Genomic DNA, 14,416 nt, shown 5'->3' on the forward strand with positions numbered 1-14,416 from the left:
GGCCCCGGCCGGATCGCTCGACGAGCGGACCGACCGTGCCGTCGCGAGCGGCTCGACCCGCGGATGACGGTCGCCCTGATCGTTATCGGACTGCGCAGAGCGTGCCTATCGACGTCACCCTCGACGCGCTTTTAGGCTGAACGGGTGAACACGCTCCCCCGTTCGACACGCCTGGTTCGCGCAGTGCGACCCGGGCGCCGTCGCGTGACGGCCGGACTCGGGGTACTCGTCACCCTCGTCCCCCTCATGCTCCTCGCCGGCCCTCCCGTCCCCGCGCACGCCGCGGGCGATCCCGCGTGGGGGGTCCTGGCCTCCACGTGCAGTGCCCCGGACATCGCCGCGCACCGGGCCGCCGGGATCGGGCTCGTCGAGGTCGAGGCCTACTGGGACCGCTACCTGCCCGCGGCGGCCGGGGTCGTCGACGCCGGCTACGCCGAGGACCTGCGCGCCCGCGTCACCGCGTGCCTGGACGCCGGGATCCACGTCGTGCTCGGCACCGGCACGCAGTACCCGCCGTCGTGGGTGCGGGGCCTGGCGGGGGCGGCGCTGGTGGACCAGCGCGGCGCGAGCCCGACGACCGGCGCCGTCGACACCGTCTTCTCCGCCACGGTGCGCGGCGCCGAGGCCGACTACCTGACCCGGCTCGTGGCCGGCCTGCCCGCCGCCCGGCTCGACGGCGTCCGCGTCGGCACCAGCACCGCGGGCGAGGTCGGGTTCCCGGGCCCGAACGAGGCGGGCGACGGCTTCCTGCAGAGCTGGTGGGCCTTCGGCGCCGCCCCGCAACAGGGCACCGGGCTCGCCCCCGGCACCCCGAGGACGCCGATGCCCGGCTGGGTCCCGGGCCGCACGACCTGGAACGGCACGACGGTCACCGCGGCGATGGCCCGCAACTGGTTCCTCTGGTACTCCCGCTCGCTGGTCTACGCGCTCAAGGGGCAGGTCGACGCGCTGCGTGCCGCGGGGTACGGCGGTGCGGTCCACCTCCCCTCGCCCGGCAAGGGCGTGCTGCCTGCGGACCTCACCACGGCGGTGAACGCGCTGCTGAACGGTGCCGGCGACCGCGACGGCTCCCTCGGCCGCGGGCTGAACTACGTCGACCAGTTCCCGGTCCTCGCCGGCAACGTCAGTGGCCCGCTGGTCGTCGACCTCACCGGGGTCGACGACGCCACCGCCGTGACCGCCCGGGCCCTGCGCCCCGCCCAGGACCAGTGCGCCGCCGGCGACGCCACCGCCAGCGTCACCGCCGGCACGCCCGTCGCGAGCTGGTCGAACCTCCGCTTCGCCCGGGCCCAGGCCGCCCGCGCGGGCCTCGCCGCGGTCGGCGAGAACCCCGGCCCGCCCGGCCCGCAGACCGGGGGGACGGGGAGCTCCGACCCCGAGGCCGCCCAGGTCCGCCGCAGCCCGGCCTACGCCCGCGGCTGTGGGCTCGCGGGCTTCTTCCTCGCGTTCGAGGCCGTGCTCGACGACCCGTCGTCCGGGGTGACCCGGCAGGACTACGTGAACGCGGTCGTCGGGGCCGGGTGAGCCGGACCCCGTCGTCGTCCGCTCACCGACCGTGATCTGGCAGCGTAGGCACGGCCGAGAGGGACCGCTGATCGCAGGCGCGGCCGCCGAGGGACCGGGCGGAGCCGGACGGAGAGGGGAGTCCGACGTGTTCGCACGACGGGTCATGGTGGTGGGGACGGGCTACGTCGGGCTGACGACGGGGGCGTGTCTGGCGTCGCTGGGTCACGAGGTGGTGTGCGCGGACATCGACTCGGCGAAGGTGGAGCGGTTGCGCCGCGGGGTCGTGGACATCGTGGAGCCGGGCCTGTCGGAGCTGGTGGCCGAGCAGACCTCGGCGGGCCGGTTGTCGTTCGTGGTGGGCAACTCGGCGGCGTTGGAGTCCTTCGAGGAGGACCGGTCGCCCGAGGTGGTGTTCCTGTGCGTGCCGACGCCGATGGGTGCCGGTGGGGTGGCCGACCTGCGCGCGGTGGAGTCGGTGATGGAGGAGATCGGGGCGTCGTTGGCGCCGGGCACGGTCGTGGTGAACAAGTCGACGGTGCCGGTGGGGACCGCGGCGCGGACCGCGGAGATGCTCGAGCGCGACGACGTGGCGGTGGTGTCGAACCCGGAGTTCCTGCGGGAGGGCGCGGCGGTCAAGGACTTCCTGGGCCCGGACCGGATCGTGGTGGGCTCGGACAACCAGGACGCCGCGGAGCGGGTGGCGGCGCTGTACGCCCGGTTGGGGGCGCCGACGGTGCTGACCGACGCGGCGTCGGCGGAGCTGATGAAGTACGCGGCGAACTGTTTCCTGGCGATGAAGCTGTCGTACGTGAACGCGATGGCCGAGCTGTGCGAGCGGGTGGGCGCGGACATCTCGGACGTCACCGAGGGGATCGGTTACGACCGGCGGATCGGGCAGGCGTTCCTCTCGCCCGGTCCGGGGTGGGGCGGGTCGTGCCTGCCCAAGGACACCCACGCGCTGCTGCAGGTGGCGGACGCGGCGGACTTCGAGTTCCGGTTGCTGCGGGCGACGATCGACACGAACACCCGGCAGCGGCAGCGGATCGTGGACAAGGTGCGTCTGGCGGTGACCGGGAAGCGGACCGGGTCGCTGTCGCGGGTGCGGCTGGCGCTGCTGGGGTTGACGTTCAAGGCCGGGACCGACGACCTGCGGGACTCGCCGGCGCTGGCGATCGCGGCGCTGCTGCGCCAGGCCGGGGCGGACCTGGTGGGGTTCGACCCGGCGTTCGTGGAGGGCCCGGAGGCGATGAAGTTCCGCGACGGGGTGCCGGCGCCGAGCGAGATCGAGGGGGTGCCGCTGGCCGCGGACGCGGTGTCGGCGGCGCAGGGCGCCGAGGCGGTGCTGGTGCTCACCGAGTGGCCGCAGTTCCGGTCGCTGGACTGGTCGGTGATGGCGGCGGCGATGAAGCGACCGCTGGTGGTCGACACCCGCAACCTCGTCGACCCCGCGCTGCTGCGCCGCGCCGGGCTGGTCGCCGTCGGCCTCGGCCGCCGCGGGGACGGCACGCTCGACGACTAGGACGCCGCGGTCCTGCACCGCCCCTCGACGTACGAACGGCCGGTTGATCACCATCGAAGGTGACGAACCGCCCGTTCGTACGTCCCGGGACGGCCACACCATCCGGGCCCGGGGGCGTCCAGCTCAGCGGGCCGGGCTGAGCGCGGCGCCCAGGAACTCCCGCAGCGAGGTCGCCGGCCGGCCCACCAGCCCGGCCAGCGTCGGGTCCGCCGGCGCGAAGTCGCCCCGGCGGCTCGCGGCGAACATCCCGACGAGCATGTCCGCGGCGTGCCCGGGGACGCCGTTCCCCACCAGCGTCGACCGGTACTCGGCGTCCTCGACGACGACCCGGCGGATCGGGCGGCCGGTGACCTCGCCCGCGATCTCCGCGACCGCGTCCATGTCGAGCGCCTCCGGCCCGGTGAGCGCGGCCGTGCGCCCGTCGGGGGCGCCCGCGACGAGCAGGCGGGCGGTCGCCGCCGCGAGGTCGGCCCGCGTCGTCCAGGCGACCGGGCCGTCGGCGGGCAGGCGCAGCTCCCCGGTGCTCGCCGCGTCCCCGAGCAGCATCGGGACGGTCTCGGCGTAGAAGCCGTTCGCCAACGACGTCCACGGCACGCCGGTCGCGGCGAGGACGTCCTCGGCGGCGGCGTGGTCCGGCGCCGCCGCGAAGAGCGGGTCCGGCCGGGCGCCCTGGTGCGAGGTGTAGAGGACGCGCCGGGCGCCGGCCGCCACCGCGGCCTCGATCGCGGCCCGGTGCCAGGCGCGGGCCTCGTCGCCGAGGGCGTCCACGCTGACGACGAGCACCTGGTCCGCGCCCTCGAACGCCGCGTCGAGCGTGGCCGGCTCGGCGAAGTCCCCGCGGCGCACCCGGACCCCGCGGGCGGCGAGGTCGGCGGCGGCGTCCACGTCGCGCACGCTCACGGCGATCCCGTCGGCGGGGACGTGGTCGAGCAGCCGCTCCACCACGCCCCGGCCCAGTACCCCGCTGCCTCCGGTCACGACGATCACGAGCGCCTCCCTAGCGTTGCTACCGGCGGGACGGTAGCACTGGAAACACCGTTCCGCTAACGGCGTGCTGTTAGCATCGTTAGCCGTGACGGACGCCGACGGGCCGCGGGGCCGGATCGTCGACGCGGCGGCGCGCCTGCTCGAGTCCGGCGGCGAGGACGCGGTCTCGACGCGTGCGGTGGGCGCCGCCGCCGGGGTCCAGGCGCCGACCATCTACCGCCTGTTCGGGGACAAGCAGGGGCTGCTCGACGCCGTGGTCACCCACGGGTTCGAGCGCTACCTCGCCGAGAAGACCGTCCGGGAGGAGACCGACGACCCGGTCGCGGACCTGCGCACCGGGTGGGACCTCCACGTCGGCCTCGCCCTCTCCCGGCCCGCGCTCTACACGGTGATGTACGCGCGGCCCACCGGCGAGGGGCACTCCCCGGCGGCCCGCGCGGCGTTCGCGGTGCTCGCCGCGCTGGTCCGCCGCATCGCCGTCGCCGGGCGGCTGCGCGTCGGCGAGGACCGCGCGGTCGGGCTCGTGCACGCGGCGGGCAGCGGCGTCGCGCTCTCGCTCATCGCCGTGCCCCCCGAGCAGCGCGATCCCGGTCTCTCCGACGCCGCGCGCGAGGCGGTCGTCGCCGCGATCACGACGGACGCCGCGGAGCCGGCCGCGGCGGGCCCGGTCGCGGCGGCGGTGTCGCTGCGGGCCGCGCTCGACGATCCGGCACTGCCCGCCGTCCTCACCACCGCCGAGCGGGGCCTGCTGGCCGAGTGGCTCGAGAAGGTCGCGCGGAGCGCACGTAGCGGCCCGGCGTGACCCCGAGCAGGCGCCGGAAGTGCCGCGTGAGGTGCGCCTGGTCGTGGAAGCCGGCCTCCGCCGCGACCCGGGCGGCCGGGAGCCCGGCCAGCAGCAGCCGGCGCGCGAGGTCCACCCGGCGCCCGACCAGGTAGCGGTGCGGGGGCAGCCCGAACTCCGCCGCGAACGCCTTCACCAGGTGCGTCGGCGTCACGTGCAGGACCGCGGCCGCCGCGTCGAGCGTGAGCCCGTCGACGACGTGGGCGTCGAGCAGGTCGCGCAGCGCGCCCGCGGTCCGCGGGTCCCGCACCGCCTCGGCGTCGGGACCCCCGCGGTGGAGGTGGGCCACGAGCCGGTCGGTGACGAGCGCCAGCCCCGACCGCGCCGCGAGCTCGTCGCCGGGCCGGTCGAGCACGCGGTGGAGCCGGTCGACCGCGCCGCGCAGGACGTCGTCGACGACGGCGGGCCGGTCGACCGCCCGGCCGACGAGGCCGGCGGGCAGCGCCGCGTCGTCGAGGTAGAGGACCCGCTTGCGGAACCCGCCCACCGTCGCCGACCGGCCGTCGTGCGCGACCCCGGGCGGCAGCAGCGTCACCGCCGAGGAGACGGCGCCGTGCTCGGCGCGGTCGAGGTCGTAGCGCACCGCGCCGTCGTCGACGACGAGCAGCGTCCACGTCGCGTGCGTGTGCGGCGGGTAGGCGTGGTCGACGAAGCGGGCGTGGAACACCTCGTCGATGCCGGGCACGTCCGGGCGCCACGCCCGGACCCGCGACGCCTCCGCCACCCCAGGAACGTACAAGAACGCGGAGGTCCCGACGGCAGATCGTGGTCGCCATGACCACCCGCTTCGACACCAAGATCGTCGTCGTGCTCCGCGACGACCTCGCGACCTGGCAGCGCCTCAACGTCACCGCGTTCCTCGTCAGCGGCCTCGCGGCGACCACGCCGGAACTGATCGGCGAGCCCTACGTCGACGCCGACGGCACGGTGTACGCCCCGATGTTCCGCCAGCCGGTGGTCGTCCTCGAGGGGGACGCGGCGACGGTCCGGGCGGCGCACCGCCGGGCGGTCGACCGCGGCCTGACGGTGCCGGTCTTCACCGCCGACCTGTTCGCGACCGGGGGCGACGAGGAGAACCGCGCCGCCGTCGCGGCGGTGCCCCGCGAGAAGCTCGACCTGGTCGGGGTCGCGGTGCACGCGCCGCGCAACGCCGCCGACAAGATCGTGAAGGGGGCGCGGATGCACCCCTAGCCGGACGCCTCCACCGCGTACACCTCGAGGTCCGCCGGCGCGCCCTTGAGCCGCATCCGCCGGCGGCGCCGGGTGGTCACCGTGGTGGCGTCGAGGCGGCGCAGCAGGTCGCCGCTGATGAGGATCTCGTCGGCCTTCGCGGCCTCGCCGAGGCGCGCCGCGGTGTTCACCGCGACCCCGAGGTAGTCGCCGCCGACCCGGCGCGGCCGCCCCGAGTGCAGGCCGGCCCGCATCCGCGGGGACCAGCCCTCGACGTGGAGCTCCCCGAGCCGGCGACGGGCCTCGACGACGGCCGCCAGGGCCGCGGCCGGGTCGGCGAAGGCGACCATCAGGCCGTCGCCGAGGCGCTTGACGACGGTGCCCGCGCGCTCGGTCATGGGCGGCTCCCAGGCGTCGCCGACCTCGCGGAGCACCCGCAGCACCTCGTCGTCGCCGGCCCGCAGGCCCCAGCGGGAGAACTCGACGAGGTCGGTGAACACGAGCACCACCTCGTGCTCGCCGCCGCCTCGCCCGAACCGCTCGAGCACCGACTGCCACACCTGCAGGCCGCCCAGGCCCAGCTCGCGGGTGACCCCGGGCCGGTCCCCGGTCAGACCGACGACCGCCCGCCCCACGGCCTCGGTGTGGCGGGCGCCGCCGAGGGAGAGGGGGTCACCGAAGTGGGCGTCGCCGGGCAGGACGCCGCGCAGCCGCTTCACGGCCTGCTGCAGCGCGGGGGAGCGGTCCAGCTCCCGGGCCCGCTCGCCCGCCCGGACGGCCCCGGCGCGCAGCCGCGCGAGCCGGTCGGCGGCCGCGGGGGTCGCGTCGTCGGAGTCCACGGGCACTTTCTACCGGTGACGATCATCCGTGTGGACGGCCAGGGTGGCCGCGGTGAGGGGCTGCGGCGGCCGACCGCCACCACTCCCGGAGATCCGGGTCCCCGGGACCCGGATTCGCAGTGGTGATGCCGGGCGGGAGGTCGCCCGGCCGCGCGCGTCAGGCCGTGCGCGTCAGGCCAGCAGGCCGTCGAAGACCTGGCGCTCGACGGCGTCGACGAGCTCGGCCAGGTCCACCCGGTCGGCGCGGTACCACTCGATGAGCGAGTTCACCGTCCCCGAGAGCAGCCGGGCGGCCACCACCGGGTCGATCTCGGGCCGGGTCGCGCCGGCCTCGGTGGCCTCGCGGACGAGCGCCGCGACGGCCTGGTCGAACTCGCGGCGCCGGACCAGCGCCCACCGCTCGGTCTCGGTGTTGCCGCGCAGGCGCAGCAGCAGCGTCACGTAGGGCAGCTCGGTGGCGAGGACCTCCACCTGGCGCCGGACGATGTACCGCAGGCGCGCCACCGCGGGGCCGCCGAGCGCGTCCGGCTCGCCCAGGATGCCGAACAGGCCGTCCAGCGCGCGGTCGAGCGCCCCGCGCAGCAGTGCCTCCTTGCCGGAGACGTGGTGGTAGAAGGACGACTTGGTGATCCCCGCGGCGCGCGAGAGGTCCTCCATGCTGGTGGCGTCGTAGCCGCGGTCGAGGAACGCGCGGGCGGCCACCTCGACGAGCGAGTCCAGCGTGTAGGGCTCGGCGTTGGTCGGTCGGCGTCCGGGCCTGGAGGTCTTCCCGTCGCTCCGCTCGCCCCGGCGACGGGCCGCGGTGTCCTCGCGCATGGCGCTCATCCCCGGGCTCCCGTCATGATCTCCCGCACCGTGATGGGCGCCCCGCGTCCGCGCAGGGTGCGCGGCCGATCGGAGGGGTGGTGTCGCCCGGGTCAGCTGCTACCCTACCCACCGAACGATCGTTCGGCACAGGGGGAGGCACGTCGATGACGACGACGGCGGCGCACCGCCCGGGCACGGACCTCGCCCCCGCGGGGGACGCCCGCAACGCCACGCGCACCATCGCCGCCCCACTGCGCCGCGCCCTCGCCGTCGCGCCCGACGCGACCGCGGTCGTCTGCCCCCACGCCACGCTGACCTACCGCGAGCTCGGGGTGCGCGTCCGGCGGCTGATCGCGGCGTGCGCGGCCCTCGGCCTGCGCCGGGGCGACCGGGTCGCGGTGCTCGGCCCGAACTGCCACCGCTACCTCGAGCTGCACCTCGCGCTGCCGATCGCGGGCCTCGTCATCGTCCCGCTGAACACCCGCCACTCCGACCCGGAGCGGTGCTATTCGCTCGCCGACTCGGGCACGCGGGTGCTGTTCACCGACCGGGACGTGGCGGGGGTGGCCGATCTCGACGTCCGGGTGGTCGGCCTCGGGGACGAGTACGAGGCGCTGCTCGCCGACGCCGCCGACCCCGGCGTGCTGCCCGACGGCGAGGACGCGCCCGGCGAGCACGACCTGGCGGGCATCTTCTACACGGGCGGCACGACCGGCGCGGCCAAGGGCGTGATGCTCACCCACGGCAACCTCGTCGCCAACGCCCTGCACTTCATGGCGTGCTGGCCGTTCACCGAGGACACCCGATTCATGGTGGTGGCCCCGATGTTCCACGCGGCCGGCACCATCGGCGCGCTGGCCACGACGTGGGCGGCCGGCACCCAGGTGCTCGTCCCGGCGTTCACCGGCGGCGGCGTGCTCGACGTCGTGGAGCGCGAGCGGGTCACCGCGACCCTGGTGGTGCCCACGATGATGGACGCCCTCGCCGTCGCGCAGCGGGAACGCCCCCGCGACGTCTCGAGCCTGCGCTGGCTCTCCCACGGCTCGAGCCCGGCGGCGCTCGAGCTGCTCCGGCGGACCCACGCGACGTTCCCGCACGCCTCGATGCTCCACATCTACGGGCTCACCGAGACCTCGCCGATCGTGACGCTGCACCCCGACGAGCAGCTGCGCCTGGACTCCCCGCGGGCGATGTCGTGCGGGCGCCCTGCGGTCGGGGTCGAGGTGGCGATCGTCGAGGTCGGCGGCGATCCGGACGAGGCCCCCGTGCCGCCCGGCGAGGTCGGCGAGGTCGCGATCCGCGGGGCCAACGTCACCGCCGGCTACTGGCACAAGCCCGAGGAGACCGCGAAGGTCCTGCGCGGGGGCTGGTTCACCTCGGGCGACCTGGGCTACCTCGACGACGCCGGCTACCTGTTCCTCGTCGACCGCGCCAAGGACATGATCGTCTCCGGTGGCGAGAACGTGTACTCGGCCGAGGTCGAGAACGCGCTCTACTCCCACCCCGCCGTGGTCGAGGCGGCGGTGTTCGGGGTGCCCGACGAGCGCTTCGGCGAGGCGGTGCACGCCGTCGTGCAGACCCGGGCCGAGGTCACCGCCGACGAGCTCGTCGCCCACTGCCGGCTGACCATCGCGGGGTACAAGGTGCCCCGCGGGGTCGACCTGCGCGTCGAGCCGCTCCCGAAGTCCGGCGCCGGGAAGATCCTCAAGCGGGAGCTCCGCGACGCCTGGTGGCAGGGCCGCGCGACCCGGATCTGAGCCCGAGCTCAGCCCCGGGCCAGCCGCGGCAGCAGCGCCGAGGCGATCGAGATCATGGCGACGGCCGCGACGACGAGCACGACCGCGTCCAGCCCGACGCGCGCCGGCGTCCCGACGAGCAGTCCCCGCAGCGCGTCCACCTCGTAGGACAGCGGGTTGACGTGGCTGATCCACTGCAGCCACCCCGGCATGACGGCCACCGGGTAGAGCGCGTTGGAGGCGAAGAACAGCGGCATCGTGATCGCCTGCCCGATGCCCATGAGCCGGTCGCGGGAGAGCACGACGCCCGCCAGCGTGATCGACAGGCAGCAGAAGAACGCCGACCCGAGCACGACGACGGCGGCCGCGGCCACCCAGTGCAGCGGGTTCGGCGTGATCCCGACGCCGAGCAGCAACGCGATCACGACGACGACGAGCGCCTGGACCAGCGCGCGGATCCCGGCCGCGAACGCCTTGGACGTGACCAGCGCGGCCCGCGGCGTCGGGGTCACCAGGAGTTTGGCCAGCACCCCGGCGTCGCGCTCCCAGATGACCTGGATGCCGTAGAAGATCGCGACGAACAGGGCGGACTGGGCCAGGATGCCGGGCGCGAGGAAGTCCAGGTAGGGCGTCGAGCCGGTCGGGATCGCGTGGATGCGGCTGAACGTCGTCCCGAACACGACCAGCCAGAGCGCCGGCTGGATCGTGCGGGTGATCAGCTCGGTCCGGTCGTGGCGCAGCTTCTGCAGCTCGACCAGGCACATGGCGCCGACGCGGCGGGCCAGCAGTGCCACCTCGCCGACGGGCGTGAGGCGCTCAGCCGACGCGGCGGGCGGTGCGGCGGGCAGTACGGACATCGCGCAGGCTCCCTTCTCCGGCGGACCCCGGGGCCAGGGTGTCGCCGGTGTGGTGGCGGAAGACGTCGTCGAGGGTCGCGTCCGGTCCCAGCGCGGCCGTGAGCTCCGCGGGGGTGCCCTCGGCGCGCTTGCGGCCGCGGTGCAGGAGGGCGACCCGGTCGCAGTGCAGCTCCGCCTCCTCCATGGCGTGGGTGGTGACGAGCACCGTCATCCCGGTCTCGCGGCGCACCTCGTGGATGCGGTCCCACACCCCGGAGCGGGCCACCGGGTCGAGCCCGACGGTGGGCTCGTCGAGCACCAGCACCTGCGGGGCGCTGACGAGGGCCTGGGCCAGCTCGAGACGGCGGACCATGCCGCCGGAGTAGGTCGAGGCGGTGCGGTCGGCCGCCTCGGACAGCCCCATGGCGTCGAGGACGGCGTCGACGGCGGCCGCGCGGTCCCGGCGCGGCAGGTCGAACAGGCGCGCGAACAGCGCGACGTTCTCCCGGCCGGTGAGCGAGGCGTCGGCGGAGAGCTGCTGGGGCACGTAGCCGAGCAGGCGCCGGACCTGGCGGCGGTGGCGGGCGACGTCGAGACCCGCGACCGTCACCGTCCCCGGCGGCGCGGGCAGCAGCGTCGTGATCACCCGGATCGTCGTGGTCTTGCCCGCGCCGTTGGGCCCGAGCAGGCCGAACACCTCGCCCGGGTGCAGCGCGAGGTCGAGGCCGTCCACGGCGACGTGGTCGCCGAAGGCGTAGTGCAGGCCCTCGGTGCGGACCGGGTCGGTGGTCGCGGTCGTCACGGGGTGCCTCCCTCCTGGTGGTGCGGATCGGCCTCGACGGCGTCGAGGAGCCGGTGCAGGGCGGGCAGCGCGGCCTCGAGGGCGGCGTGGTCGGCGGGGTCGAGGCGGGCGAGCGCGGTGCCGACGACGTCGGTGCGCGTGGCCCGCCACCGGCGCAGCCGCTCGTGGGCGGCCTCGGTGAGCTCGAGCCGGGCCGCGCGCCGGTCGGCGGGATCGGGGGTGCGGCGCAGGTGGCCGTCGGCAACGGCGGCGCGCACCAGGGTGCTCACCGAGTTCTCGGCCAGCCGCAGCGCCCGCGCCGCCGCGGCCACCCCGATCCCGGGGGAGTCCTGGACCGTGCGCAGCAGCTCCACCTGGGCCGGCGGCAGGGCCGGGAGGTCCATCCGCTCGCGCGTGCGGCGCCGCACGGCCCGGCGCAGCGCGACGACCGCGGGCATGAGGCCCTCGGCGAGCCCGGCGGTGACGGTCACCGGAGAAGATTAGCTCTGACACAGAGGTGTCGTCGACCCGGGCGATGGCCGTCACTCCGGCCGCCGGACGTTCCGTCCGGGCCCCGGCGGTGCCTACCCTCGTCGCAGAGCCGTCGACGGGCGAGGAGGCCCCGCGTGCACCAGCACCACGAGGTGGCCGTCGCGGCGTGCCCCGACTATGTGTGGGCGGTCCTCGTCGACGTGGCGCGGTGGCCGGAGTGGGCCCCGACCCTGCGGGAGGTGGTCCCCTACGACGGCGGGCCGCTCGTCGTCGGCGGGGGCGTGCGGGTGTGCGCCCGGAACCTGCCCGTGCGGGAGTGGCAGGTCGCCGAGGTCCGCCCGCACCGCGGCTTCACCTGGCACGAGGTCGGCGTCGGGTCGACCCTCCGCCTCGACGTCGAGATGACCCCGGAACCGCCCGGCACGCGCGTGGGGTTCACGCAGGAGTGCTCCGGCTGGCTCGGCACGGTCGTCGGCCGCATGACGGGGGCGACGCGGCCGGTGCACGTCGAGGGGCTCGCCGACGCGCTGCGCCGGCGCTGCGAGACCGGGCAGCGTGCCCTCCGGTCGCGTCCGGGCCACGGGCCCGCTGTCGCGCGGCGCACCCACTAGAACCGCTGATCGCGGGTATCCGGACGGGGTGCAGATCGTCCCCGGGCCGCGCCAGGTCGTGCGTGAGGCCCTCATGCTGACCGAGCTCCCGCGCGGCCTCGTCGCGCTCGGCCGCATCTGGGGGCTCCCCGGCGTCCGCGTGACGCACCGTCGCCTCGACGGGAACGCCGCGGACGACGCACCCCCGCCGCTGCTCGACGCCGGCGGGCGCGACCAGCCCGTGGACGCCGGCTACGGCCCGATGCTCCACCGCGTGTTCCGCGCCCGGGTGACCTCGCCCCGCCTGACGCCGCACGCCCTGATCGCGGTGCTCGCCGCCGACATGAACCAGGCGATGGTGCCCGGCGTCGCGCGCTTCGACCGGATGGGCAGCGACGGCCACGCGCTCGCCGTCGGGGACGAGTTCGTCGTGCGGATGCCGGGGCCGTGGGACGGGCCGGTCCGCGTCGTCGACCGCTCCGATGGCCCCGAGCGCTCGTCGTTCCGGCTCGCGACCCTCACCGGGCACCTGGAGGCCGGCCAGATCGAGTTCGCCGCGACCACGGTGCCTGACGGGCTCGAGTTCACGATCAGCACCTGGGCCCGCGCGGGGGATCTGCTCGCCGACGTCGTCTACAACCGGATCGGCGTCGCCCGCGAGATCCAGTTCCAGCTCTGGGTGCACTGCTGCGTGCGGGCCGCCTCCCTCGCCGGCGGCCTCTCACCCGACGGCGTCGACGTCACCACCCGCTCGCTGACCTGGACGGACGAGGTGGCGACGCAGGGCGGCGGGAATCCCTCGCAGGATTCCGCCGCGTCGGCGTAACGACGCCGGGCCCGCGGACGACAACCGGTGTGAGCCCCGACGGGCCGCGGGACCCCCGACCTCGCGGACCGTCGGGGCCATTCTCGTTCCCGGGGCCCTTCTCGTTCCCGGGGCCCTCGAGCTCCGCCTCCGGCGCGTCGCCGCGGCCCACGGTCGGTCACGACCTACCCTCGATCGGTGTCGTCCAGCCCGCTGCGCGTCCCCGTGCCGAGTGCCCCGGTGGGCATCGTCATCGCGTTGTGTGCGGTCCTGCTCCTCAAATGGCTGGCCGTGGTCGCCCTGGTCGTGGGCGGGCTCGTCGTGCTCGCGCGGTGGCTCTGGCGCCGCCACCGGCCGCTCGCGCCGGACCCCGCGGCCGTGACCGTGCCCGCGCCGCGCAGCGTCGAGCCGGACTGCACCTGGTGCGGCCTGGCCGGGGGACACCACGACGGGCTCGGGCGACCGCTGCGGCCCCGGCACGTCCACGAGGTGCGCGGAGCGCGCCTGCCTACGTGATGTCGTCGTAGCCCGACGACGGCGGCCCCGAGCCGTTCGACGACGGGCCGTCCAGCGACGAGGGCGCGGCCGGCGCCGAGGCCCGGACCGGCTCCACGGTCACCGCCGGTCCTGCCACCGGAGACGGGCCGGCCTCGTCGTCGGCGAGTCCCGCCCACGGCGACGCCCGCACGGCCCGCTTGTCGTGGACCCGGCAGATCTGCGCGGCGAGCTCGAAGAGCACCGTGAGCGAGCACCCGAGGGCCAGCATCGAGAACGGGTCCTGGCCGGGCGTGGCGACGGCGGCGAACACGAAGATCGCGAAGATCAGCCCGCGACGCCACGCCTTGATCTTCGCGTAGGGGAAGATCCCGACACGGTTGAGCATGACCATCAGCAGCGGCAGCTCGAAGCTCACGCCGAAGATGACGAGCAGGGTGATGAGCAGGCTGAAGTAGTCCTCGCCGCGCAGCGCGGTGATCTGAATGCCGCCGCCGACGGTCACCAGGAAGTACAGGGCCTGGGTGAGCACCAGGTAGGCCAGGACCGCGCCCGCGACGAAGAGCACCGTGCCGGTGGCGATGAACACGCGGGCGAACTTCCGCTCGTGCGCGTGCAGGCCCGGGGTGATGAAGCCCCACAGCTGCGAGAGCCACACCGGGCTCGAGAGCACGACGCCCGCCGCGACGCCCACCTTGATCAGGAGGGCGAGCTGCTCGAACGGCGCGAACGCCACCAGCTGGCACTGGTTCGGGTTTCCGAGGGTCAGACGCGCGCTCGGGGGCAGCCGGCAGTACGGCTCGGTGAGCAGCTGTCCCAGCGAGGGCAGGCCGAAGATCTGGTTCTGGTACCAGACGACGCCGATGATCGTCCCGACGACGATCGCGATGACCCCGATCATGAGGCGCCGGCGCAGCTCGTGGATGTGCTCGAGCAGCGTCATCGTCCCGTCGGGGTTGCCCTGACGCGGGCGCAGCCAGCGGGGGACCCGCATCCACGACGGTCGTGCCAC

The 14,416-nt window shown here is 75.5% G+C and carries 16 protein-coding genes; 8 read left to right on the forward strand and 8 right to left on the reverse strand.

All coding sequences use genetic code 11. The features are described from left to right. Positions 1-204 precede the first annotated feature (204 nt). Both AC0CYZ_RS11370 and AC0CYZ_RS11375 read left to right on the forward strand, forming a co-directional pair. On the forward strand, positions 205-1,524 hold the full coding sequence (locus AC0CYZ_RS11370) for a hypothetical protein (RefSeq protein WP_472215324.1): 1,320 nt from the start codon (positions 205-207) through the stop codon (positions 1,522-1,524). A 127-nt stretch (positions 1,525-1,651) separates the two neighbouring features. After that, positions 1,652-3,025 carry a UDP-glucose dehydrogenase family protein gene (locus AC0CYZ_RS11375; RefSeq protein ID WP_472215325.1) on the forward strand — a complete coding sequence of 458 codons (1,374 nt, stop codon included), beginning with the start codon at positions 1,652-1,654 and terminating at the stop codon, positions 3,023-3,025. Positions 3,026-3,148: 123 nt separating this feature from the next. On the opposite strand, the gene AC0CYZ_RS11380 is transcribed toward AC0CYZ_RS11375, so the two are convergent. After that, entirely contained in the window at positions 3,149-4,012 is an 864-nt protein-coding gene (locus tag AC0CYZ_RS11380) for an NAD(P)H-binding protein (RefSeq protein WP_472215327.1), read from the reverse strand. Positions 4,013-4,097: 85 nt separating this feature from the next. Here AC0CYZ_RS11380 and AC0CYZ_RS11385 point away from each other — a divergent pair, with 85 nt between their 5' ends. Next, positions 4,098-4,814, forward strand: coding sequence for a TetR/AcrR family transcriptional regulator (locus tag AC0CYZ_RS11385; RefSeq protein WP_472215329.1), 717 nt, complete (start codon positions 4,098-4,100; stop codon positions 4,812-4,814). On the opposite strand, the gene AC0CYZ_RS11390 is transcribed toward AC0CYZ_RS11385, so the two are convergent. Then, entirely contained in the window at positions 4,738-5,577 is an 840-nt protein-coding gene (locus AC0CYZ_RS11390; RefSeq protein WP_472215331.1) for a helix-turn-helix domain-containing protein, read from the reverse strand. The two genes, AC0CYZ_RS11385 and AC0CYZ_RS11390, sit on opposite strands and share 77 nt — an antisense overlap. Positions 5,578-5,627: 50 nt before the next feature. Here AC0CYZ_RS11390 and AC0CYZ_RS11395 point away from each other — a divergent pair, with 50 nt between their 5' ends. Then, positions 5,628-6,044, forward strand: a complete 417-nt coding sequence (locus AC0CYZ_RS11395; protein WP_472215333.1) for a DUF2000 family protein — start codon at positions 5,628-5,630, stop codon at positions 6,042-6,044. Here AC0CYZ_RS11395 and AC0CYZ_RS11400 read toward each other — a convergent pair. Beyond that, positions 6,041-6,862, reverse strand: a complete 822-nt coding sequence (locus tag AC0CYZ_RS11400) for an adenylate/guanylate cyclase domain-containing protein (protein ID WP_472215335.1) — start codon at positions 6,860-6,862, stop codon at positions 6,041-6,043. The genes AC0CYZ_RS11395 and AC0CYZ_RS11400 overlap by 4 nt on opposite strands. A 171-nt stretch (positions 6,863-7,033) precedes the next feature. After that, on the reverse strand, positions 7,034-7,678 hold the full coding sequence (locus tag AC0CYZ_RS11405) for a TetR/AcrR family transcriptional regulator (protein ID WP_472215351.1): 645 nt from the start codon (positions 7,676-7,678) through the stop codon (positions 7,034-7,036). Between the two features lie 155 nt (positions 7,679-7,833). Here AC0CYZ_RS11405 and AC0CYZ_RS11410 point away from each other — a divergent pair, with 155 nt between their 5' ends. Then, entirely contained in the window at positions 7,834-9,426 is a 1,593-nt protein-coding gene (locus AC0CYZ_RS11410; RefSeq protein WP_472215337.1) for a class I adenylate-forming enzyme family protein, read from the forward strand. 8 nt (positions 9,427-9,434) lie between these two features. Here AC0CYZ_RS11410 and AC0CYZ_RS11415 read toward each other — a convergent pair whose 3' ends face one another. The 3 genes from AC0CYZ_RS11415 to AC0CYZ_RS11425 are packed head-to-tail and all read right to left on the reverse strand — an operon-like array spanning position 9,435 to position 11,513. Beyond that, a complete protein-coding gene (locus AC0CYZ_RS11415; protein ID WP_472215339.1) occupies positions 9,435-10,262 on the reverse strand; it encodes an ABC transporter permease in 828 nt (275 codons plus the stop codon). Continuing rightward, positions 10,222-11,043, reverse strand: coding sequence for an ABC transporter ATP-binding protein (locus AC0CYZ_RS11420; RefSeq protein WP_472215342.1), 822 nt, complete (start codon positions 11,041-11,043; stop codon positions 10,222-10,224). The genes AC0CYZ_RS11415 and AC0CYZ_RS11420 overlap by 41 nt, the downstream gene beginning before the upstream one ends. Then, entirely contained in the window at positions 11,040-11,513 is a 474-nt protein-coding gene (locus AC0CYZ_RS11425) for a MarR family winged helix-turn-helix transcriptional regulator (protein WP_472215344.1), read from the reverse strand. The genes AC0CYZ_RS11420 and AC0CYZ_RS11425 overlap by 4 nt, the downstream gene beginning before the upstream one ends. A gap of 135 nt (positions 11,514-11,648) precedes the next feature. Between AC0CYZ_RS11425 and AC0CYZ_RS11430 the strand changes: the two genes are divergently transcribed. From AC0CYZ_RS11430 to AC0CYZ_RS11440, 3 genes are all read left to right on the forward strand, one after another. Continuing rightward, positions 11,649-12,125: an SRPBCC family protein gene (locus AC0CYZ_RS11430; protein WP_472215346.1), complete on the forward strand. Its 477-nt coding sequence runs from the start codon at positions 11,649-11,651 to the stop codon at positions 12,123-12,125. Between the two features lie 28 nt (positions 12,126-12,153). Continuing rightward, on the forward strand, positions 12,154-12,930 hold the full coding sequence (locus AC0CYZ_RS11435) for a DUF1990 family protein (protein WP_472215348.1): 777 nt from the start codon (positions 12,154-12,156) through the stop codon (positions 12,928-12,930). 177 nt (positions 12,931-13,107) lie between these two features. After that, positions 13,108-13,425: a hypothetical protein gene (locus AC0CYZ_RS11440; RefSeq protein WP_472215350.1), complete on the forward strand. Its 318-nt coding sequence runs from the start codon at positions 13,108-13,110 to the stop codon at positions 13,423-13,425. On the opposite strand, the gene tatC is transcribed toward AC0CYZ_RS11440, so the two are convergent. Further along, the gene (tatC, locus tag AC0CYZ_RS11445; protein ID WP_472215353.1) at positions 13,418-14,398 is read right to left on the reverse strand and encodes a twin-arginine translocase subunit TatC; all 981 of its coding nucleotides are present in this window, start codon (positions 14,396-14,398) and stop codon (positions 13,418-13,420) included. The genes AC0CYZ_RS11440 and tatC overlap by 8 nt on opposite strands. Positions 14,399-14,416 lie beyond the last annotated feature (18 nt).

The sequence above is a fragment of the Actinomycetospora sp. genome (assembly GCF_055612215.1).